This window comes from Streptomyces sp. NPDC032126 (genome assembly GCF_055580085.1).
The window spans coordinates 89,996-110,898 of sequence record NZ_JBVIMA010000001.1; the positions used below are offsets into that span (position 1 = coordinate 89,996).

Genomic DNA, 20,903 nt, shown 5'->3' on the forward strand with positions numbered 1-20,903 from the left:
CGGATCGCGCCGCCCCACCGCACCCGTCCGGTCGGAGCCACCCCTCGGAGCGCCACCCGCCCGGGGCCCACAGAGAGCAGCAGAAGCCACCGCATGCACCAGCCGACTCCGCCCTCCTCCGACGACTGCCTCGCCCCTGGTCGGCCCGTGCCGAACCCCGGCCAGAACGGAGTGCCGAAGGGACGGCTCTCCGAGGGCGTGCCCGGCCTCGCCGATGGCGTTCACCGGATCCCGGCGCCCGCGGAACAGCAGCCGCCGCCCGGTCGGCTCGTCACCGACAGCGCCCCTGACGACGTGGCGCCCTCCTCCACCGGAGGGCAAGGCCGTTCCACCACCACTGCGGCACCCCGAGAAGCTCCGAGCGCGCCCACCCCTTTTCGAGGAACCTTCCAGGCATCACCCACACCGGCGGCCCCGTCGGCCCGGGGCGTGCCCCCGGCACCCGCGCCCGCGTCGTCTCGCCCTGCGCCGGACCTGCCTCCCTGCCACACCGCGCTGATCTGTGTGGCCCTGCCCGCCCTGGCCATCTCCCCGCCGGAGGGCCAGCTGACCGGGCACGGGCTGGAAGGGTTCTACCGGGCGGGCCGGCGCATCCTGTCCCGCTGCCTCCTGCGGATCGCCGGACGCGAACCGCTCGCGATCCAGGCCCGGATGACCTCGACCGACCGGGCCCGCTTCGTGGCCATCCTGCGGACCTCCCCGCACGGCGGCCCGGACCCGGACATCGTCGTGGACCGGACCCGTGCGGCGGACGGCACGGAACGCATCACGCTCCGCAGCTCCGCACTCCGCCCCTTGCGACTGCCGGTCGAAGTGGCCCTCGGCACCGACCTCGCCGACCTGGGGTCGATCGCCGCCGGCACGACCGGACCCGAACTGCCCGCCACCGTCCACGACTCCGGGCTGCGCTGGTCGTCCCCCACGGGCACCTCCTCCGTGACGGCCGATCCGCCACCCGCCGACGCCCTCGCGTCCGCGGGACTGCTCCGCTGGGAAGTGGACATCCCGCCGGGCGGCACCGCGTCGATCGAGCTGCGGGCACGGTCGGAAGGAAGCGGGCCCGTCCGCTCCGCCGGGCGTACGGCGACCAGCCCGCTGGCATCCGCCAGGGCGAGCGGCGACGACCCTCGGGCCGAGGCACTCCTGCGGACCAGCATCGACGACCTCCGGGCCCTGCTGGTGCGCGACCCGGCACACCCGACGGACATGCACCTGGCCGCCGGGGCACCCTGGCGTTGCGGCCTCGCCCCGGCCGAGGCCCTCACGGCAGCCCGGATGACACTGCCCCTCGGCACCCGCCTCGCCGCCGGCACCCTGCGCACCCTCGCCCGCACCCAGCTCACCGGAGACGGACCCCGGTCCGGCATGATCCCGGGACCCCGGCGGGACGCCGGAACCCATCTGCCCCCGGGATGCACGGGGACGGAGGCCACCCTCCTCTTCCCGGTTCTCCTGGCCGAGGCCCGCCGCTGGGGCCTCTCCGAAGCCGACACGGAGGAGCTGCTGCCGACCGCCGAACGGTGCCTGACCTGGTTGCGGACCGCCGTCGACGAGGGCACCTACCTGCGCGACCCGCAACCCGGCGGGCCCGTCCGCTGCGAGACCCAGGCGCAGGCCCACCGCGCGGCCCTGCTCGGCGCCGACCTCCTCGACGCCTGCAACAGACCGGGAAGCGTGGGACTGCGGCACTGGGCGCTGACCCTGCGCGGCACGTTCCGCAGGGACTTCTGGATCGACGACCCGTCCGGCGGCCGCCCGCCCGCGGCCCTCCTCCCGGACGGGCGGACCGTTCCACACCTGGGCGCGACCGCCGCCCACCTACTCGACACCGGCCTGCTCGGCGGCGGCGAACTGGCCCCCGGTCTGCTCGACAAGGTGCAGACCGAACACCTGGCCCGACTGCTGGGCAGCCCGGCGCTGGACTCCGGATGGGGACTGCGCGGCCTCGGCGCCAAGGAGGCCGCGCACAATCCCTTCGGCCACCGCAGCGGGGCCGTCCGGGTCCACGAGACCGCGATCGCGGTCGCGGGCCTGAGCGCGGCCGGGTACGAGAGAGAGGCGGGCTCGCTGCTCAAGGGCGTCCTGGCGGCGGCCGACGCCTTCGGACACCGCCTGCCCGAGATGTACGCGGGCGACCAGCGCACCGAAGGAAGCGCCCCCCTTCCGCACCCGGCGGCCTGCCGTCCCGCCGCGACCGCGGCCGCTGCCGGGGTCCTCCTGCTGACGACCCTCGCCGGCATCCGACCCGACGCCCCGGCCGGAACGATCACCCTGCGCCCCGTCCGCAGCGCACCCCTGGGCGAGATCGGTCTGACCGGACTGCGGGTGGCCGGCGCGCCCTTCTCCGTCAGAGTCAGCCGACTGGGCCTCGCCATGGCCGAAGAGGCGGCCGACGGACTGCAACTGGGAGTGTGACCTCGTACGACGTGACATCGGACAGCCGTCGGAAGAGGGCGGACAGCCCTCGGCGAACCGAAGTGGATCAGCCACCGATGCGGCCGACGAAGGGTGTGTTTATCGTCAGGCAGACGACTATGATCGCGGCATGCCCTACGACCCGTCAGCCTTTCCGCCCTTCGCCGTCACCGTGGACCTGGTCGTGCTGACCGTGCGCCGACATGCCCTGTGCGCGCTGGCGGTCCGCAGGGGTGAGCCGCCCTTTCAGGGGCGGTGGGCACTCCCCGGCGGCTTCGTACGGGCCGACGAGGACCTGGCGCAGGCGGCGGCGCGCGAGCTGGCCGAGGAGACCGGGCTGCGCGCCCACGAACCCTCGGCCCCCGCCCAGGACAACGGCGCCCACCTGGAACAGCTCGCCACGTACGGCGACCCCAAGCGCGACCCCCGCATGCGCGTGGTCAGCGTCGCCCACCTCGCGCTGGCGCCCGACCTCCCCGCACCCCGCGCCGGCGGCGACGCCAGCAACGCGCGCTGGGCACCGGTCGACGAACTGCTCCAGCAGGGCGGATACGGCCGCGACGGCGAACCCGTCGCACCGCTCGCCTTCGACCACGCCCAGATCCTCTCCGACGGAGTGGAGCGGGCCCGGTCCAAGATCGAGTACTCGTCGCTGGCCACGGCGTTCTGCCCCACCGAGTTCACCGTCGGCGAGCTGCGCCGCGTCTACGAGGCGGTATGGGGCGTAGCCCTCGACCCGCGCAACTTCCACCGCAAGGTGACGGGGACCCCGGGCTTCCTGGTCCCCACCGGTGGCACCACCACGCGCCAGGGCGGCCGCCCCGCCCAACTCTTCCGCGCCGGCGGTGCGACCCTGCTCAACCCGCCCATGCTGCGGCCCGAGGTCTGAGTCCGGAGAGTTTCGCGGGGCAGAGGGCCCAGCCGTCCCACCCGCCGGGACGCTTTCCCGCGAGGGTGCGCGATACCCGAAAAAACGGACATAGAGCGCTATCTTGCTCAGGGTGATCCAGGCCTTCGGACTGACCAGCATCCCCCGCAAGGACCTCCCGCCCGCCCTCGACGACCTCACCTTCGAGGCCCACGCGGGCCGCGTCACCACGCTGCTCGGAGCGCCGGGCGCGGGCAAGACCACGGCACTGAGACTCATGCTCGAACTCCAACAGGGCCGTGGCATCACCTACTTCAGAGGTCGCCCCCTCCACCGCATCGCCCACCCCTCGCGCGAGGTCGGCGTCCTGATGGGAGACGTCCCGGGCCACCCCCGCCGCACCGTGCGCGGACATCTGCGCATGCTGTGCGCCGCCGCGGGCGTGCCGGTCCGGCGGGCCGACGAAGTCCTCGAAGTGGTCGGCCTGGTCAGTCTGCGCGACGAACGCCTCGGCACCCTCTCCCGGGGCATGGACCGCCGACTGGGCCTTGCCTGCGCCCTGCTCGCGGACCCGCACACCCTGGTGCTCGACGCACCCGCCGACGGACTCACCCCCCGCGAGAGCCGCTGGCTCCACGACATGCTGCGCGCCCACGCCGCCCAGGGCGGAACGGTCCTGCTGACCAGCGCCGACCCCAAGGAAACCGCGCGCACCGCCGACCGGGTCGTCACCCTGGACCAGGGCAGACTCGTCGCCGACCAGGAGGCCGCCGACTTCGCCCGCACCCGCCTGCGCCCCCGCGTCGCCGTCCGCACCCCGCACGCCGCCCGCCTCGCCGCCCTCCTGACCAAGGAGGCCCGCACCACCCAGCGCTCCGTCGAGGTCATGCAGGAGAGCGGCAACCGGCTCTTCGTGTACGGCAGTACGTGCGCCGAAGTGGGCGAGGCCGCGTTCCGTCACGGTGTCCTCGTGCACCAACTCGCCGATGAGGTGGGGGACATGGGGGCCGGGGCCGGAGGAGGCGACGGGGGCGACCCCGTCGGGGTGACGGGGGGCCGTGATGAGCTCTCGGGCGTGGTCGAGGGTGCGGGGGTCGGGGGTCGGGGAGAGGGGGAGGCGCGGGGCGCAGGTGATGGGGGAGTCGTGGGCGGAGAGGGTGCGGCTTCGGGTGATGTCGATGTTTCCCCTCCCTCCCCCTCCCCCTCCCACCCCACCCTCCCACCCCCCATCTCCGTCCGCCCCGCCCCCAGCCCCCTCCGCCCCCTGCGCTACGAACTCCGGCGCGTCGCCGGGGTCGGCACCGCGTTTCTCGTCTGCGCGGCCGTGCTCGTCACGTCCGCCCTCACCGCCGCACTCCTGGCGCGCGTCGGGCACACCCCGCAGGCGCGGCTGCTGGCGGCGTGGCCGGTTCAGGTGCCGCTGCCGCCGGCTGCCCTGGGGGCCGGGCTGCTGGGTGCGCTGGCCTTCGGGGACGAGTTCCGCCACCCGGCGCTGGCGGCGGATCGCGGCACCGTGCCCCGGAGGCTGGGGCTGCTCACCGCGAAGCTCCTCGTCGCCGCGGCCACTGCGCTGGTGCTGGCGGTCGTGGCGGTGGGCTGTGACGCCGAGGTGCTCTATCTCGTCTACGGTCGGGAGGTCGCGGGAGTTCCCGCGGACTGGCTTTCGCTGGGTGCGAGTTGGGTCGGGTTCGTCGTCGGCTGCGCGTGGGCGGGCGTGCTGGCCGCGGGGGTGTTTCGGTCCACCACGGCCGGGCTCGCGGCGGTGGTGGGCGTGCCGGTCGTCGTCGTACCCCTCGTCCACAAGGTATGGGAGGGGGCGTCCGGGCGGGCCGCGGCAGGGCTGCCGGTCCGGTTGCGTGAGGTGTTCCTGGTGCGGTGGCCCTTCGGGGGAGGGCGTTATGTGGCAGCGGCGGCGCGGGTGATCGTCCAACCTGTGGGCGGGGCGCTGACGTTGTCGCTGACGGTCCTGCTGTGCGCATATGTGCTCACGACCCTGCGCGGCAGGGTCCGATGACGACTGTTCGTTCCCTTCCGTTCCTCACCTGCGCATAACTCCCCGGAGAAAGGCCATTTCTTTCCGATAAGGCGTCAATTGCGACGGCGTGAGCGATCACCCTTTCGTGTGCTTTTCACCAAAGACCTCAAGGGAGTTGGGGACGGCGCCGACAAAGGATCCGTGAGTACCCTTGCGCACACCATGATGACCGCCGCCCGCTCCGCCGACTCCCATCTGGCAGGCCCGGGCGAACTCGACCGCTACCCCTACGCCGAGGCTCCCGCCGTCGAGCGCGTCGCGGCTCCCGCCTGGGAGGGCGCGGACCCCGAGCTGGGCCGGGTGGGCCGGCGTGCCGCGGGCAGCCGCGGCCGCGGGCTGCATGGCCAACTCGTTCAGCAGCTCGGCCAGATGATCGTCTCGGGCGACCTGGGTGCCGACCGTCCGCTCGTTCCCGAGGAGATCGGACAGCGCTTCGAGGTCTCCCGTACCGTCGTCCGCGAGTCCCTCCGCGTCCTGGAGGCCAAGGGTCTGGTCAGTGCCCGGCCCAACGTCGGCACGCGCGTGCGTCCCGTCAGCGACTGGAATCTGCTCGACCCCGACATCATCGAGTGGCGGGCCTTCGGACCGCAGCGCGACGACCAGCGCCGCGAGCTGAGCGAGCTGCGCTGGACGATCGAGCCGCTGGCCGCGCGCCTCGCCGCCGGGCACGGGCGCGAGGAGGTCCAGCAGCGGCTGGCCGACATGGTCGAGATCATGGGGCACGCGATGGGGCAGGGTGACGCACTCACCTACTCCCGGGCCGACACCGAGTTCCACACGCTGCTCATCCAGGTCGCGGGCAACCGCATGCTGGAGCACCTCTCCGGCATCGTCTCGGCGGCCCTCCAGGTGTCCGGCGGCCCGGTCACGGCCTGTGACCGGCCGAACGAGGCGTCCCTGGCGCACCACGGCCGGATCGTCGACGCGCTCGCCGCGGGCGACGGCTCGGCGGCCGAGGCGGCCATGCGCCAGTTGCTCACCGTCCATCCCGAGGTGGAGCGCGTGGTGCCGGCGCCGCGCGAGCACTGACCGCGCACCGCGGGCGGTGCCGCCGGGCAACTCTTCCCCCCTTCCGTGTCATCTCTGGTTCGGTGCCCCGCCCCTCTGTCGGACCCCGCAGACCCGCCCCGGGCCCTGCGGGGTCCGATGGTGCGCTGGGGCGGCGGATCCCGCGCGTGGTCCTGAGGGCACGGTGGGTGACCTCGTCTGCCCATGTCTGACCGTTTTTGAGCGCTTACGGGGTGTGACTCGGGCCACGCGGATTGGGCGTAACGCTCATGGAAACAACGCGATGACCTAAGAGGTGACAGCCGCGGAGGGAATACGGACGCCGTTCATGGCGCTGTGCATCTTCCCGGCCCCCGCCCGCGCCGTCGGCCCATCCCCAGGCCGGTGGTCGGCTCCTGTCCACTGTGGACGGGGCCGGAAGCCGTTTTCCAACGTTCCGAGAGGTTGTTCGTGTCGGCCAGCACATCCCGTACGCTCCCGCCGGAGATCGCCGAGTCCGTCTCTGTCATGGCGCTCATTGAGCGGGGAAAGGCTGAGGGGCAGATCGCCGGCGACGATGTGCGTCGGGCCTTCGAAGCTGACCAGATTCCGGCCACTCAGTGGAAGAACGTACTGCGCAGCCTCAACCAGATCCTCGAGGAAGAGGGTGTGACGCTGATGGTCAGTGCCGCGGAGCCCAAGCGCACACGAAAGAGCGTCGCAGCGAAGAGTCCGGCCAAGCGCACCGCTACCAAGACGGTCGCGGCGAAGACGGTGACCACGAGGAAGGCCACCGCCACCACGGCCGCCCCGGCAGCCGCACCCGCCGTGGACGATCCCGCCACCGAGGACGCGCCCGCCAAGAAGGCAGCCGCCAAGAAGACGACCGCCAAGAAGGCGGCCGCGAAGAAGACCGTCGCCGCCAAGAAGACGGCGGCCAAGAAGACGACCGCCAAGAAGGACGACGTCGAGCTGATCGACGAAGAGGTCCTTGAGGAGACCAAGGCCGGCGATGAGCCGGAGGGTGCCGAGAGCGCCGGCTTCGTGCTCTCCGACGAGGACGAGGACGACGCGCCCGCGCAGCAGGTCGCCGCGGCCGGCGCCACCGCCGACCCGGTCAAGGACTACCTCAAGCAGATCGGCAAGGTCCCCCTGCTCAACGCCGAGCAGGAGGTCGAGCTGGCCAAGCGCATCGAGGCCGGTCTCTTCGCCGAGGACAAGCTGTCCAACGCCGACAAGCTGGCGCCGAAGCTCAAGCGCGAGCTGGAGATCATCGCCGAGGACGGCCGCCGCGCCAAGAACCACCTCCTGGAGGCCAACCTCCGTCTGGTGGTCTCCCTGGCCAAGCGCTACACCGGCCGCGGCATGCTCTTCCTGGACCTCATCCAGGAAGGCAACCTCGGTCTGATCCGCGCGGTCGAGAAGTTCGACTACACCAAGGGCTACAAGTTCTCCACGTACGCCACCTGGTGGATCCGTCAGGCGATCACCCGTGCCATGGCCGACCAGGCGCGCACCATCCGTATTCCGGTGCACATGGTCGAGGTCATCAACAAGCTCGCGCGCGTCCAGCGCCAGATGCTCCAGGACCTGGGCCGCGAGCCCACCCCGGAGGAGCTGGCCAAGGAACTCGACATGACCCCGGAGAAGGTCATCGAGGTCCAGAAGTACGGCCGCGAGCCCATCTCTCTGCACACCCCGCTGGGCGAGGACGGCGACAGCGAGTTCGGTGACCTCATCGAGGACTCCGAGGCCGTCGTCCCGGCCGACGCGGTCAGCTTCACGCTTCTGCAGGAGCAGCTGCACTCCGTCCTCGACACCCTGTCCGAGCGCGAGGCGGGCGTCGTCTCGATGCGCTTCGGTCTCACCGACGGTCAGCCGAAGACCCTCGACGAGATCGGCAAGGTGTACGGCGTGACGCGTGAGCGGATCCGTCAGATCGAGTCCAAGACCATGTCGAAGCTGCGCCACCCGTCGCGTTCGCAGGTGCTGCGCGACTACCTCGACTAGGTCGCGGTCGTACGACGCCGAAGGCCCGGTTCCCTGTGTGGAACCGGGCCTTCCGTCTGGATGCGCGGGTGCGGCTCGCCCCTGGCTGGATCACTCTGGGTGTCCCATCACCGCCCCAGAGTGAGGAGCGTGCATGCGTCGTCCCTTTGCCCGGGCCCTGGCCCGGCCGTTGGTCCTGGTGACCGCCATGGTGGCGATACCACTGGCCTCCGCCGTCCCCGCGGCCTCCGACAGTGTGGTCGTGGCCGGCTTCCCGGTCGATGTCTCCGACAGTCCCTGGACCGTGGCGCTGTCCAGCCGTGACCGGTTCGGGGGTATGCGGTCCGGTCAGTTCTGCGGGGGTGTGGCGGTCGGGCCGACCACGGTGGTCACCGCGGCCCACTGCATGGCGGAGGAGGTCCTGGGAGCGCCTCCGAACCGGGTCCGCGACCTGAGGGTCATCGCGGGCCGTACGGACCTGTACTCGTCCGAGGGGCTGGAGATCCCCGTACGGAACGTCTGGGTGAACCCGGACTACGACAGTGACAGCAACGCCGGAGACTTCGCTGTGCTCACCCTGGGTGAGCCGGTTCCGCAATCGGCGGTGATCGGCATGGCCGCGCAGGGTGATCCGGCATACGCGCCCGGGACGGCCGCCATGGTCTACGGCTGGGGCGATGTCACCGGGATCGGGGACTACGCGCACGGGCTACGGGCCGCACGCGTGCACGTGCTGCCCGACGAACTGTGCGCCAGGGCGTACCCGGGCACGATCGACGGCGTCTATCTCGCCCGGACCATGCTGTGCGCCGGTGAGGAGCAAGGCGGCCCCGACGCCTGCCAGGGGGACAGCGGCGGCCCTCTGGTGGCCCAGGGGCGGCTGATCGGCCTGGTGTCGTGGGGGAGTGGCTGTGGGAGGGCCGGCAGCCCGGGCGTCTACACGCGCGTGTCCGATGTCGTGCGGGCCCTGGGCGGAGCCGACGGACCCGGGCCCTTGCCTCCGGAAAGCCGTACAGGAGCGCCTGGCGGCGTCTGACGGCCGACGAGCGGATCCAACGTGCGACGGAGTGCGGGCGGCCGCCCCTGGGAGCAGGGGCGGCCGCCCGCGTGCCGGCCTGTGCCGGTTCTGGCTCGTCGTGGATTCGAAGGGTCAGCGCTCTTCGTCGGAGGCGGTGTTGGGAACGGTGGTCAGCCGCTCCGTCTCGTCCTGTATCTCAGCGGCGATCTTCTTGAGTTCCGGCTCGAACTTGCGACCGTGGTGGGCGCAGAAGAGCAGTTCTCCGCCGCTTACCAGGACAACGCGCAGGTATGCCTGGGCGCCGCAACGGTCGCAGCGATCAGCGGCCGTCAGCGGGCTCGCGGGGGTCAGAACAGTAGTCACGTCGCCTCTTCTCTAGCTCGACGAGCTGTCGTACCAGGGTCAACATCCAACCAGCCCCAAAACGTTCCCGCTCGTGGCTTTTCCTCGAAAGAATCTTTCGAGGCGGCTGTTTGCTGCCGGTTTGGCGGCGAATGTGCCGTATTGCGTGTCGGTGGTGCCTACGGTTTCGCGCTGTCGGTCATGGTTCGGTCCTCCCGGCCGGGTTGCCGGTTTGTTCATGAGGACGTGCCCGGAGCCTAAATGGTTCATGCCTCGAAGGGAACGTGATATGTACTTCACTCCATCGAGGGATCGAACACTCATGCGACTCTGGACTAGTCTGAGTTCAGACGAGGGTGGCGTGACAACGGCTCTACCAGGCCTCGGTACCCTCTTGGCGGCGACCCAAGCCGCGCCCTTACCCAGAAGGGCCCCACCTGAAATTCAGCGAGGAGCGAACCGCGTGACCGCCGAGACGTCCGTGCCGTCCACAGCGCTGCTGGCAGGAGCAGACCGGGACGGTTCCAACTACACCGCGCGGCACCTGCTCGTCCTCGAAGGGCTCGAGGCCGTACGCAAGCGCCCGGGTATGTACATCGGATCCACCGACAGCCGCGGTCTGATGCACTGCCTGTGGGAGATCATCGACAACTCCGTCGACGAGGCCCTCGGCGGCTACTGCGACCACATCGAGGTGATCCTCCACGACGACGCCTCGGTGGAGGTCCGCGACAACGGCCGCGGCATCCCGGTCGACGTCGAACCCAAGACCGGCCTGTCCGGCGTCGAGGTCGTCATGACCAAGCTGCACGCCGGCGGCAAGTTCGGCGGCGGCTCCTACGCCGCCTCCGGCGGTCTGCACGGCGTCGGCGCGTCCGTCGTGAACGCCCTCTCGGCCCGCCTGGACGTCGAGGTCGACCGCGGCGGGCACACACACGCGATCAGCTTCCGGCGCGGCGTTCCCGGCGCCTTCGCCGCGGACGGAGCGGACGCGCGGTTCGAGGCCAAGGGCGGCCTGCGCAAGACCAAGAAGATCCCCAAGACCCGCACCGGCACGCGCGTGCGCTACTGGGCCGACCGCCAGATCTTCCTCAAGGACGCCAAGCTCTCCCTGGAGACGCTGCATCAGCGTGCCCGCCAGACCGCGTTCCTGGTGCCCGGCCTGACCATCGTCGTCCGCGACGAGTTCGGCCTGGGCGAGGGCGGCAGCAAGGGTGAGGAGTCCTTCCGCTTCGACGGTGGAATCAGCGAGTTCTGCGAGTACCTGGCCACCGACAAGCCGGTGTGCGATGTCCTCCGTTTCTCCGGCCAGGGCACCTTCAGGGAGACCGTTCCGGTCCTCGACGAACACGGTCAGATGACCCCCACCCAGGTCACCCGTGAGCTCGACGTCGACGTCGCCCTGCGCTGGGGCACCGGCTACGACACGACGCTGAAGTCGTTCGTCAACATCATCGCCACCCCCAAGGGCGGCACTCACGTGGCCGGTTTCGAACAGGCCGTGGCCGGCACGATGAACGAGGTGCTGCGCGCCAAGAAGCTGCTGCGCGTCGCCGAGGACGACATCGTCAAGGACGACGCCCTGGAGGGCCTCACCGCCGTCGTCACCGTCCGCCTCGCCGAGCCGCAGTTCGAAGGGCAGACCAAGGAGGTCCTCGGCACGTCGGCGGCCCGCCGCATCGTGAACACCGTGATCTCCAAGGAGCTCAAGGCGTTCCTGACGTCCACGAAGCGGGACGCCGCGGCCCAGGCCCGCGTCGTCCTGGAGAAGGCCGTCGCCGCCGCGCGCACGCGTATCGCGGCCCGCCAGCACAAGGACGCGCAGCGCCGCAAGACGGCCCTGGAGTCCTCGTCCCTGCCCGCCAAGCTGGCCGACTGCCGCAGCGACGACGTGGACCGCAGCGAGCTGTTCATCGTCGAGGGCGACTCCGCGCTCGGTACGGCGAAGCTCGCCCGGAACTCCGAGTTCCAGGCGCTGCTGCCGATCCGCGGCAAGATCCTCAACGTCCAGAAGTCGTCCGTGACCGACATGCTCAAGAACGCCGAGTGCGGCGCGATCATCCAGGTCATAGGAGCGGGATCGGGCCGGACCTTCGACATCGAGGCGGCGCGCTACGGCAAGATCATCATGATGACCGACGCCGATGTCGACGGCTCCCACATCCGGACGCTGCTGCTGACGCTGTTCCAGCGCTACATGCGGCCGATGATCGAGGCGGGCCGGGTGTTCGCCGCGGTGCCTCCCCTGCACCGCGTCGAGCTCGTCCAGCCCAAGAAGGGCCAGGACAAGTACGTCTACACGTACTCGGACCGCGAGCTGCGCGACAAGCTGATGGAGTTCCAGAGCAAGGGCATCCGCTACAAGGACTCCATCCAGCGCTACAAGGGTCTGGGCGAGATGGACGCCGACCAGCTGGCCGAGACGACCATGGACCCGCGGCACCGCACCCTGCGCCGGATCAACCTCGCCGACCTGGAAGCGGCGGAGCAGGTGTTCGATCTTCTGATGGGCAACGACGTGGCGCCGCGCAAGGAGTTCATCTCCAGCTCCGCCGCGACGCTCGACCGGTCGCGGATCGACGCGTAGGTCGGCAATTCGTACCGGGGATTGGGTCGGGGCGCCGTGGCCGGAGGGGTGGGTGACGGCGGGCGAGTGACGGAGGGCGTGCGCCCTCCTCCCGCTGCCGGCCGGCCACCGGGTATCCGGCTGCCTGACCTGGTGCGATGCCCCGCCGTCCGGGCGGCTCTCCACCCCGGGGTGGAGAGCCGTGTCGGTGGAGATCCACCCATGATCCATCCTGGCTCCGATCTGGCGAGCCGGGCGTTTCCGTAGCGTCGAAGGCGTCGACGGCATCCGCTGCCGACCTCGCCCTTTCCGTTCACGGAGGCACTGATGTCCGGGCTCGTCAACGCGTTGGTGATCGTGGCCGTGGCCGCGCTCGTGGTCGTCCGGCAGCAACGCACCAGCCGTGTGCGGGCCGACCGGCGCTGGTGGCTCCTGCCCGGGATCCTGGCGGTCCTGGCCCTGCGCGAGCCGGGTCTGATCGACCCCCACCATCAGACCGGCGCGGCTGTGCTGGTGGGCGCCGAGCTGCTGGTCGGTCTGGCCGTCGGGGCCGGCTGGGGCTGGACCACCCGCATATGGGTGGAGACGGACGGCACCGTGTGGTGCAAGGGCACCCGGGCGAGCCTGCTCGTCTGGATCGTCGGCATCGGAATGCGCATCGGCCTCTTCGCACTCGGCGCGGCGCTCGGCATCCACCAGGGCAGCTCGGCCTTGATGCTGGCTCTGGCGGCCACCCTCCTGGTCCGCGCCGGGATACTGGTCTGGCGCGCGTCCTCGCTGGAACAGGGCGGCACGCCCAGGGCGGCGTACGGTGACCAGGTGCCCCGGTCCCTGCTGAAGGAGCGCGTGTGACCGAGAACGCACTGACGCACTGGCCCAGCCGTGAGGCACTCGGCCGAGCCGGAGTCTCGCGACCGCGGCGCGTGATCGCTTGGGCCGTGCGGGCGCTGGTACTGGGCGCGCTCCTCGAGGGCGCCTTCCACGGCGATGACGTGCGCGGCTGGGCCGTCGCCGCCGGCATCGGGGGAGTTCTGCTCGTGGGCCTTCTGTCCTGGGCGTTCTTCCGGACGACGCTCGCGCACCGGCTGTGGCCGTCCCTCGCGATCATGGCTCTGCTGCTCGGACTCGCGGTCGGAGCCGAGCTGTTGGGCTTCCGGTCACCGGCCATCGTCCTGTGGTGCGGCTGCGGCATCGCCGCCCTGGAGCGGCTGCCTCTGGGCGCGGCGCTGCCGGTCGCTTCCGTGGCCCTGTCCTCGTTCGCGGCGGTCAACGAGGACATGTGGCTGACCACCGCCGTCGCCGCCGGAGGCATGGCTCTCGCCGGGTACACGCTGAGGTTGGACGCCGAGGCCCGGGGCAATGCCCAGCGTCTGCTCGCCCAGGAGCGGGCGGCGCGGGTGGCCGAGGCGGAGTCGGCCGCGCTGGCGGAACGGGCCCGCATCGCACGGGAGATCCACGACGTGCTGGCGCACAGCCTCTCCGCGCAGCTGGTGCACCTGGAGGCGGCCAGGCTGCTGATCGAGCGGGGAGCGGAGCGCGAGCAGATCCTCGAACGGGTGGTGGCGGCCCGGGGCATGGCCCGCGACGGGCTCGACGAGACCCGCCAGGCGCTGTCCGCGCTGCGCGGCGAGCTGACACCTCTGGAGGATTTCCTCACTCAGCTCGTCGGCACGACCGACGGGGCGGACGTCACGGTCGCGGGAGAGCGCAGACCGCTGTCCGCCGAGGCGTCTCAGGCCGTGCGGCGCGTGGCCCAGGAGGCCCTGACCAACGTCCGCAAGCACGCCCCGGGCGCCAAGGTCCGGGTGCGGCTGGAGTACGGACCGCGTGAAGTGACCCTGGACGTACGGGACTCGGGAGGCTCGGCGGGTGAACTGGCGGTGGCGGGAGGCGGGTACGGTCTACTCGGGATGAGGGAACGCGCCGAGCTGCTCGGCGGCTCGCTCCGGGCCGGGCCGGAGGAGGAAGGGTTCGTGGTGACGTTGAAGGTGCCGGTATGACCGAGGAGGCGGGGCGCAGGCCCGCGCGGGTGGTGGTCGCGGACGATCAGACCATCGTCCGGGAGGGCATCGTGATGCTGCTCGGACTGCTGCCGGGAATCGAGGTCGTGGGCGCCGCGGGCGACGGCGAGGAGGCGGTGCGGCTCGTGGCCGAACTGGCGCCGGACGTGGTGTTGATGGACCTGCGCATGCCGCGCTGCGACGGCGCCGAGGCGACCCGTCGCATCCGGGCGCGGTATCCGGGGACGCAGGTCGTGGTGCTGACGACGTTCGCGGACGACGAGTCGCTGTTCCCGGCGCTGCGCGCCGGCGCACGCGGCTACCTCACCAAGGACGCGGGCGGGGACGAGATCGTCCGGGCGGTGCAGAGTGTGCTCGCGGGGGACGCCGGGCTGTCGCCGAGCATCCAACGGCGCTTGCTGGAGCGTCTGTCCGAGCCCGAGCCGCTCCCGCCGTCCGCCCCCGCCGAGGCACCGGACGGGCTCACCACGCGGGAGGTCGAGGTGCTGGAGCTGATCGCCGAGGGCCTCAGCAACCAGGAGATCGCCCGTGAGCTGCATGTCTCCACAGCGACCGTGAAGACGCACATCAACAACATGTTCGCCAAGATCGGGATCAAGGATCGTGCCCAGGCGGTGCGGTACGCGTACGGGAAGGGGTTGGTGCGGCCGCCCACCGTGTGAATCCCTGCCCGGTCACCTGATGGAGTGAAGCGCGCGGGGAAGAAGAGTCAGGGATCTTCCCGGTCTGTCCATCCTTGGGCATGCACTTCAGCACTGGCCGTGGCCGCGGTGGCGGGGACGGTTCCGAAAGACCCGGCGGGCGGCAGCAGGGCCCGGCGTCCGCGGAGGCACCCGGGGAGGTGCGGTTCGACGACCCCTGGTACGACGCGCTTGCCGCAGGCTGGGGCGAGTCGGGCAGCGTGAGCCCAGCGCCCGCCGCGGCGGTTCCGGGGGCGCGCCGGGAGGAGACGGACGACCGTCGCAGCGCGGCCGAGGTCTATCTGGACGTGCAGCGGAGCGCGGCGTTTCAGGAAGTGCGCAGCCGTTACCGGAGGTTCGTGGTGCCGGCGGTCATCGGATTCTTCCTCTGGTACGTGGCGTATGTCGTGACCGCGACGACCGCGCCCGGCTTCATGGCGCGGCGGGTCGTGGGAGTGGTGAACGTGGGTCTGCTCGCGGGGCTCGCCCAGTTTCTCAGCACCTTCCTGCTCACCTGGGCCTATGTCCGGCACGCGCGGTTGCGGCGGGACCGGGTGGCGCTGGAACTGCGTTGGGACACGCAGGAGTTGACGCGTGGTGCGAGGGGCGGTGCGGTGTGACCGGCAATCATCAGACGCTGGCGCTGCTGCTGTTCAGTGCCTTCATCGCGCTCACGTTGGGGATCACGACGTGGGTGAGTCGCAACCGGCAGGGTTCGGCGGAGGAGTTCTACGCGGGCGGGCGGCTGTTCTCACCGATGGAGAATGGTTTTGCTATCGCGGGTGACTACATGTCGGCCGCGTCCTTCCTCGGTGTCTCCGGGCTCATCGCGCTCTTCGGCTACGACGGGCTGCTGTACTGCGTGGGCTTCCTGGTGGCCTGGCTGGTGGTGCTGTTCCTGGTGGCCGAACTGGTGCGCAACTGCGGGCGGTTCACGCTGGCCGACGTGGTCGCGGCACGGATGAGTGAACGGCCCGTGCGGATCGCGGCGGGAACTTCGTCGGTCACCGTGTCCGTTCTCTATCTGGTGGCGCAAATGGTGGGAGCGGGCAGCCTGGTCGCGCTGCTGCTGGGCCGCACCGGGGAGGCGGCGCAGAGCTGGACCGTCGTCGGGGTCGGCGCCCTCATGGTGATCTATGTGTCGCTGGGAGGGATGCGCGCCACCACCTGGATCCAGATCGTCAAGGCGGTCCTGCTGCTGGGCGGCACGATCGCGCTGACCGTGCTCGTGCTGGTGCGTTTCCACGGCGACTTCGACCGGCTGCTGCTGACGGCCGCAGAGCGCAGCGGCCACGGGGACGCCTTCCTGGCGCCGGGGCTGAAGTACGGCGTCGACTGGACCGCGCGGTTCGACTTCATGAGCCTGGGCCTCGCGCTCGTGCTCGGCACGGCCGGGCTGCCGCACATCCTGTCCCGCTTCTACACGGTGCCGACCGCGCGGGCCGCACGGCGGTCGGTCGTGTGGTCGATCGGGCTGATCGGCGGCTTCTATCTGATGACGATCGTCCTCGGCTTCGGGGCGGCCGCGATCGTCGGCCCCGAAGCCGTACGCGCGTCGAACGCGGCAGGGAACACTGCCGTGCCGCTGCTGGCACTCGATCTGGGCGGCGGAGCCGACTCCACGGGCGGAACGGTTCTGTTCGCGGTCGTGGCCGCGGTCGCCTTCGCCACGATCCTCGCGGTGGTCGCCGGGATCACCCTCGCCTCGTCGGCGTCCGTGGCCCACGATCTGTACGCGACGCTCCGGCGCCGCCGCACGAAGCCCCGCAGCGAGGTCGCCGTGGCGCGGATCGCCGCCGTGGGCGTCGGCGTGGTCGCGATCGCCCTGGGCCTGCTGGCCCGTGACCTCAATGTCGCCTTCCTGGTGGGCCTCGCCTTCGCCGTCGCCGCGTCCGCGAATCTGCCCGTCCTGCTCTACTCGCTGTTCTGGCCGGGCTTCACCACGCGGGGCGCGGTGTGGGCCGTGTACGGCGGACTGGTCCCGGCGCTGGTGCTCGTCGTGCTGTCGCCGGTGGTATCGGGCAGCCCCGAGTCGTTGTTCCCCGGCATGGACTTCCAGCTGTTCCCGTTGCAGAACCCCGGCCTCGTGTCGATCCCGCTGGGCTTCCTCGCGGGCTGGCTCGGCACGGTCACCTCGGCGGAGGTCCCGGACGAGGCCCGGCACGCGGAGACCGAGGTGCGGTCGCTCACGGGGGCGGGAGCCGTGTAGAAGGCGGCGCCGGCATCGTCGTAGGAGCGCGGAGGCGGGCGCATGGCGATCAGGGCGCCACCCAGGCGTAGCGGTGTTCGGGGCGGCCGGTGTCTCCGTACTTGAGGGAGAGGCGCAGGCGGCCGGCCTGTTCCAGGTGGCGCAGGTAGCGCTGGGCGGTGGAGCGGCTCAGGCCGGTCTCGGCGGCGACCTCGTGGGCGGAGAGGGGGTGGTCGGCGCGGTGCAGGACGTCGCAGATCAGGTCGGTGGTGGGCTCGGAGTGGCCGGTGGGCAGGCCGGGGGTGGACGGTACCGGTGCGGTGCGCAGGGCCCCGAAGATCCGGTCGACCTGCTCCTGGCCGGCGAGGCCACGGCCGCCGACCCGGTCGACGGTGCGGCGCAGGGCGGCGTAGGAGTCCAGACGGGTGCGCAGGGCGGCGAAGGTGAACGGTTTCACCAGGTAGTGCAGGGCGCCCAGGCGCATCGCGGTCTGGACGGTCGTCACATCGCTGGCCGCCGTGATCATGATGACGTCGGTGCCATGGCCCTGCTCGCGCATGCGGTGGACGAGCTGGAGGCCGGTCTGGTCGGGCAGGTAGTGGTCGAGGAGCACCAGGTCGATGCCGCCCCGCTCGACGGAGGCGAGGGCCTGGGCAGCGCTGTGGGCGCGGGCGGCCACCCGGAATCCGGGAACCTTGCCCACGTACTTCGCGTTGATCTCTGCGACGCGGAAGTCGTCGTCCACGACCAGGACGTCAATCATCGGGCCTCTTTCCGTCAAGGCCAGGGGGGTGTTAAGCCCATGTTTCGGCTCCGCTGTTGTAGCGCGAGCAAAACGAGCACAAAAGTCTCCTGTAGGCAAAAGAAGCGCATGCGCTCACAAGGCTGATGCCGTGGCGGCGGTCACATCTACCGTCCCCGGCCATGAGCGCACACACCAGCCCCGCCATCGAGCTGCGGGGCGCGAGCAAAACGTTCAGGACCCCGTCCGGGGGCCTGCACACGGCCGTCCGCGAGCTCGACCTCACGATCGGGCGGGGTGAGTTCGTCGCCGTCGTCGGACCCACCGGCTGCGGCAAGTCGACCACCTTGACCCTGGTCAGCGGCCTGGAGGAGCCGACCGAGGGCGAGGTGCTGGTCGCCGGGGAGCCGGTCCGCGGCGTCGGCGACAAGGTCGGCTTCGTCTTCCAGCAGGACGCCACCTTCCCGTGGCGCACCGTCCTGTCCAACGTGATGGCCGGCCCCCGCTTCCGGGGCGTGCCCAAGGCCGAGGCCAAGCAGAAGGCGCGCGAGTGGCTCGCCCGCGTCGGGCTCGCCGCCTTCGAGGACCGCTACCCGCATCAGCTCTCCGGTGGCCAGCGCAAGCGCGTCGCGCTGGCCGCGACCTTCGTCAACGATCCCGAGATCCTGCTCATGGACGAGCCCTTCTCGGCGCTCGACGTGCAGACCCGGGCGCTGATGTCGGACGAGCTGCTGGAGCTGTGGGAGGGCACGGGCGCCTCCGTCGTCTTCGTCACCCACGACCTGGAGGAGTCCATCGCGCTGGCCGACAAGGTCGTCGTGATGACCGCCGGCCCCGCCACCGTCAAGCACGTCTTTGACATCGACCTGCCGCGGCCGCGCAAGGTCGAGTCGGTGCGCCTGGAGCCGCGGTTCATCGAGATCTACCGCGAGATCTGGGAGTCCCTCGGCGAAGAGGTCCGCATCACCCGCGAGAGAGGTGCCGCCCATGTCGCCTGACGTCCTGCCCGAGACCCAGGCCGCCCCGACCGTGGGCGAACCCGGCAACAAGACCGACCGCGCGTACTCACGCGCGCGTGCCGCCCGCAAGCGCAAGATCGTCGTGGGGCTGTCCCGCGTCCTGCTCCTGGTCGCCGTCCTCGGCCTGTGGGAGGGGCTGTCCCGGGCCGAGGTCATCGATCCGTTCAACTTCTCGATGCCGTCGAAGATCTGGGACCAGATCTCCACCTGGGTCATGCACGGCACAGCGCTCGGCTCCTTGGGCGAGCAGATCTGGTACACGCTCTACGAGGCGCTGCTCGGGTGGGTCCTCGGTGTGGTCGCCGGTGTGGTGTTCGGTATCGCCCTGGGGCGGATCACCTTCCTCGCCGATGTCCTTGGTCCATACATCAAGGTGCTCAACTCGATTCCCAGGATTGTCCTTGCACCCATCTTTGTGATCTGGTTCGGGCTCGGCCCGGCCTCCAAGGTCGCCTCGGCCGTGGTCCTGGTGTTCTTCCCCGTGTTCTTCAACGCCTTCCAGGGCGCCCGCGAGGTCGACCGCAATCTCGTGGCCAACGCCCGCGTCCTCGGCGCCAGCGACCGCCGGGTGACCCTTCAGGTGGTCGTCCCGTCCGCCACGTCCTGGATCTTCACCAGCCTCCATGTGAGCTTCGGCTTCGCCCTGATCGGCGCCATCGTCGGCGAGTACATCGGCGCCACCAAGGGCATCGGCCTGCTCGTCGCGCAGTCCCAGGGCACCTTCAACGCCGCCGGCGTGTACGCGGCGATGGTCATCCTCGCGGTCGTCGCCCTCGTGGCCGAGGGGCTGCTCACCTTCGCCGAGCGCCGCATCTTCCGCTGGAAGCCGTCGGGCTCCGACAGCTGACCCCGGCAGCACCCGCACCACCGCCTCACCCCTTCCCCGCTCCCGCACCGCCTCTCACAAGGACGTGAACCGCCATGCGCACCACCGCCAGATACGCCGCCCTGGCCGCCTCCGGCCTGCTGGCCCTCTCCTCCCTCACCGCATGTGCCAACGACGCCGCCAGCACCGCCTCCACCGGCTCCGACGCCAAGGGCGACGGCAAGGGCACGAAGGTCAAGATCATGGTCGGTGGCCTGGACAAGGTCATCTACCTGCCCGCGATCCTCACCCAGCGGCTGGGCTACTTCGACGCCGAGGGCCTCGACGTGGAACTGCTGAGCGAACCGGCCGGCGTCCAGGCCGAGACCGCGCTCGTCTCGGGCCAGGTGCAGGGCGCGGTCGGCTTCTACGACCACACGCTGGACCTTCAGGTGAAGGGCAAGGAAGTCGAGTCCGTCGTGCAACTCTCGCACGCGCCCGGCGAGGTCGAGATCGTCTCCGAGAAGGCCGCGGACGACATCACCTCGCCCAAGGACTTCAAGGGCAAGAAGCTCGGCGTCACGGGCCTCGGCTCCTCGACGGACTTCCTCACCAAGTACCTCGCCGTCAAGAACGGCGTCAAGGTCAGCGAGTTCACGCCGGTCGCCGTGGGCGCGGGCCCGACCTTCATCTCGGCGCTCGAGAAGGGCGCCATCGACGGCGGCATGACGACCGACCCGACCGTCGCCAACATCCTGGACAAGGGCGTCGGCAAGATCCTCCTCGACATGCGGACGCCCGCCGGTTCGGTGGCGGCGCTCGGTGGGCCGTACCCCTCGTCGAGTCTGTACATGCAGACGTCATGGGTGAACAGCCACAAGGACACCGTCCAGAAGTTGGCCAATGCATTCGTCAAGACGCTCAAGTGGATGTCCACCCACAGTGCCACCGAGATCGCCGACAAGATGCCCGCCGACTACTCGAAGGGCAACAAGGTGCTCTACGCGGCGGCGATCAAGAGCACGCTGCCCATGTTCACCGACGACGGCGTGATGCCCCAGGACGGTCCCGAGACCGTGGAGAAGGTCCTCAAGGCGTTCAACCCCAACATCCAGAACGCCGACGTCGACCTGAGCAAGACCTACACGACGGAGTTCGTCCAGAAGGCGGCCGGCTGACCGTCGAGACGCCGGCGGGCCCGCATCCGTACTCCCTGGGGGGTACGGCC

Annotated in this window: 17 protein-coding genes; 15 read left to right on the forward strand and 2 right to left on the reverse strand. The window is 70.8% G+C overall.

Annotation, left to right across the window (positions count from 1 at the left end):
• The first annotated feature begins 504 nt into the window (after positions 1-504).
• The 6 genes from ACZ5NW_RS00360 (at position 505) to ACZ5NW_RS00385 (ending at position 9,330) form a co-directional block, all read left to right on the forward strand.
• Complete coding sequence (locus ACZ5NW_RS00360; protein ID WP_468741440.1) at positions 505-2,415, forward strand: glycogen debranching N-terminal domain-containing protein; 1,911 nt, start codon at positions 505-507, stop codon at positions 2,413-2,415.
• Positions 2,416-2,545: 130 nt separating this feature from the next.
• Complete coding sequence (locus ACZ5NW_RS00365; protein WP_468741441.1) at positions 2,546-3,304, forward strand: NUDIX hydrolase; 759 nt, start codon at positions 2,546-2,548, stop codon at positions 3,302-3,304.
• Positions 3,305-3,416: 112 nt separating this feature from the next.
• A complete protein-coding gene (locus ACZ5NW_RS00370) occupies positions 3,417-5,297 on the forward strand; it encodes an ABC transporter ATP-binding protein (protein ID WP_468741442.1) in 1,881 nt (626 codons plus the stop codon).
• A gap of 162 nt (positions 5,298-5,459) precedes the next feature.
• Positions 5,460-6,347 carry a FadR/GntR family transcriptional regulator gene (locus tag ACZ5NW_RS00375; protein WP_468741443.1) on the forward strand — a complete coding sequence of 296 codons (888 nt, stop codon included), beginning with the start codon at positions 5,460-5,462 and terminating at the stop codon, positions 6,345-6,347.
• A 429-nt stretch (positions 6,348-6,776) separates the two neighbouring features.
• The gene (locus ACZ5NW_RS00380) at positions 6,777-8,315 is read left to right on the forward strand and encodes an RNA polymerase sigma factor (RefSeq protein ID WP_468741444.1); all 1,539 of its coding nucleotides are present in this window, start codon (positions 6,777-6,779) and stop codon (positions 8,313-8,315) included.
• Between the two features lie 133 nt (positions 8,316-8,448).
• Positions 8,449-9,330, forward strand: a complete 882-nt coding sequence (locus ACZ5NW_RS00385) for a S1 family peptidase (RefSeq protein WP_468741445.1) — start codon at positions 8,449-8,451, stop codon at positions 9,328-9,330.
• Between the two features lie 114 nt (positions 9,331-9,444).
• Here the strand turns inward: ACZ5NW_RS00385 and ACZ5NW_RS00390 are convergent, their stop codons facing one another.
• Complete coding sequence (locus ACZ5NW_RS00390) at positions 9,445-9,675, reverse strand: DUF7455 domain-containing protein (protein WP_468741446.1); 231 nt, start codon at positions 9,673-9,675, stop codon at positions 9,445-9,447.
• Positions 9,676-10,117: 442 nt separating this feature from the next.
• Between ACZ5NW_RS00390 and ACZ5NW_RS00395 the strand changes: the two genes are divergently transcribed.
• From ACZ5NW_RS00395 to ACZ5NW_RS00420, 6 genes are all read left to right on the forward strand, one after another.
• On the forward strand, positions 10,118-12,241 hold the full coding sequence (locus ACZ5NW_RS00395; RefSeq protein WP_468741447.1) for a DNA gyrase/topoisomerase IV subunit B: 2,124 nt from the start codon (positions 10,118-10,120) through the stop codon (positions 12,239-12,241).
• A gap of 306 nt (positions 12,242-12,547) precedes the next feature.
• Complete coding sequence (locus ACZ5NW_RS00400; RefSeq protein ID WP_468741448.1) at positions 12,548-13,072, forward strand: DUF1453 domain-containing protein; 525 nt, start codon at positions 12,548-12,550, stop codon at positions 13,070-13,072.
• Positions 13,069-14,220: a sensor histidine kinase gene (locus ACZ5NW_RS00405; protein WP_468741449.1), complete on the forward strand. Its 1,152-nt coding sequence runs from the start codon at positions 13,069-13,071 to the stop codon at positions 14,218-14,220. Before ACZ5NW_RS00400 ends, ACZ5NW_RS00405 begins: the two co-directional genes overlap by 4 nt.
• Positions 14,217-14,903 carry a response regulator transcription factor gene (locus tag ACZ5NW_RS00410; RefSeq protein WP_468741450.1) on the forward strand — a complete coding sequence of 229 codons (687 nt, stop codon included), beginning with the start codon at positions 14,217-14,219 and terminating at the stop codon, positions 14,901-14,903. Before ACZ5NW_RS00405 ends, ACZ5NW_RS00410 begins: the two co-directional genes overlap by 4 nt.
• An 80-nt stretch (positions 14,904-14,983) precedes the next feature.
• The gene (locus ACZ5NW_RS00415; protein ID WP_468741451.1) at positions 14,984-15,541 is read left to right on the forward strand and encodes a DUF485 domain-containing protein; all 558 of its coding nucleotides are present in this window, start codon (positions 14,984-14,986) and stop codon (positions 15,539-15,541) included.
• Positions 15,538-17,130, forward strand: coding sequence for a solute symporter family protein (locus tag ACZ5NW_RS00420; RefSeq protein ID WP_468741452.1), 1,593 nt, complete (start codon positions 15,538-15,540; stop codon positions 17,128-17,130). Before ACZ5NW_RS00415 ends, ACZ5NW_RS00420 begins: the two co-directional genes overlap by 4 nt.
• A 49-nt stretch (positions 17,131-17,179) precedes the next feature.
• Here ACZ5NW_RS00420 and ACZ5NW_RS00425 read toward each other — a convergent pair whose 3' ends face one another.
• Complete coding sequence (locus ACZ5NW_RS00425) at positions 17,180-17,872, reverse strand: response regulator (protein ID WP_468741453.1); 693 nt, start codon at positions 17,870-17,872, stop codon at positions 17,180-17,182.
• A 161-nt stretch (positions 17,873-18,033) separates the two neighbouring features.
• Between ACZ5NW_RS00425 and ACZ5NW_RS00430 the strand changes: the two genes are divergently transcribed.
• The 3 genes from ACZ5NW_RS00430 (at position 18,034) to ACZ5NW_RS00440 (ending at position 20,853) form a co-directional block, all read left to right on the forward strand.
• Positions 18,034-18,849, forward strand: coding sequence for an ABC transporter ATP-binding protein (locus ACZ5NW_RS00430; protein ID WP_468741454.1), 816 nt, complete (start codon positions 18,034-18,036; stop codon positions 18,847-18,849).
• Positions 18,839-19,717: an ABC transporter permease gene (locus tag ACZ5NW_RS00435; RefSeq protein ID WP_468741455.1), complete on the forward strand. Its 879-nt coding sequence runs from the start codon at positions 18,839-18,841 to the stop codon at positions 19,715-19,717. The genes ACZ5NW_RS00430 and ACZ5NW_RS00435 overlap by 11 nt, the downstream gene beginning before the upstream one ends.
• 74 nt (positions 19,718-19,791) lie before the next feature.
• Positions 19,792-20,853 (forward strand): ABC transporter substrate-binding protein, encoded by a 1,062-nt coding sequence (locus ACZ5NW_RS00440; RefSeq protein ID WP_468741456.1) that lies wholly within the window; start codon positions 19,792-19,794, stop codon positions 20,851-20,853.
• The last annotated feature ends 50 nt before the right edge of the window (positions 20,854-20,903 follow it).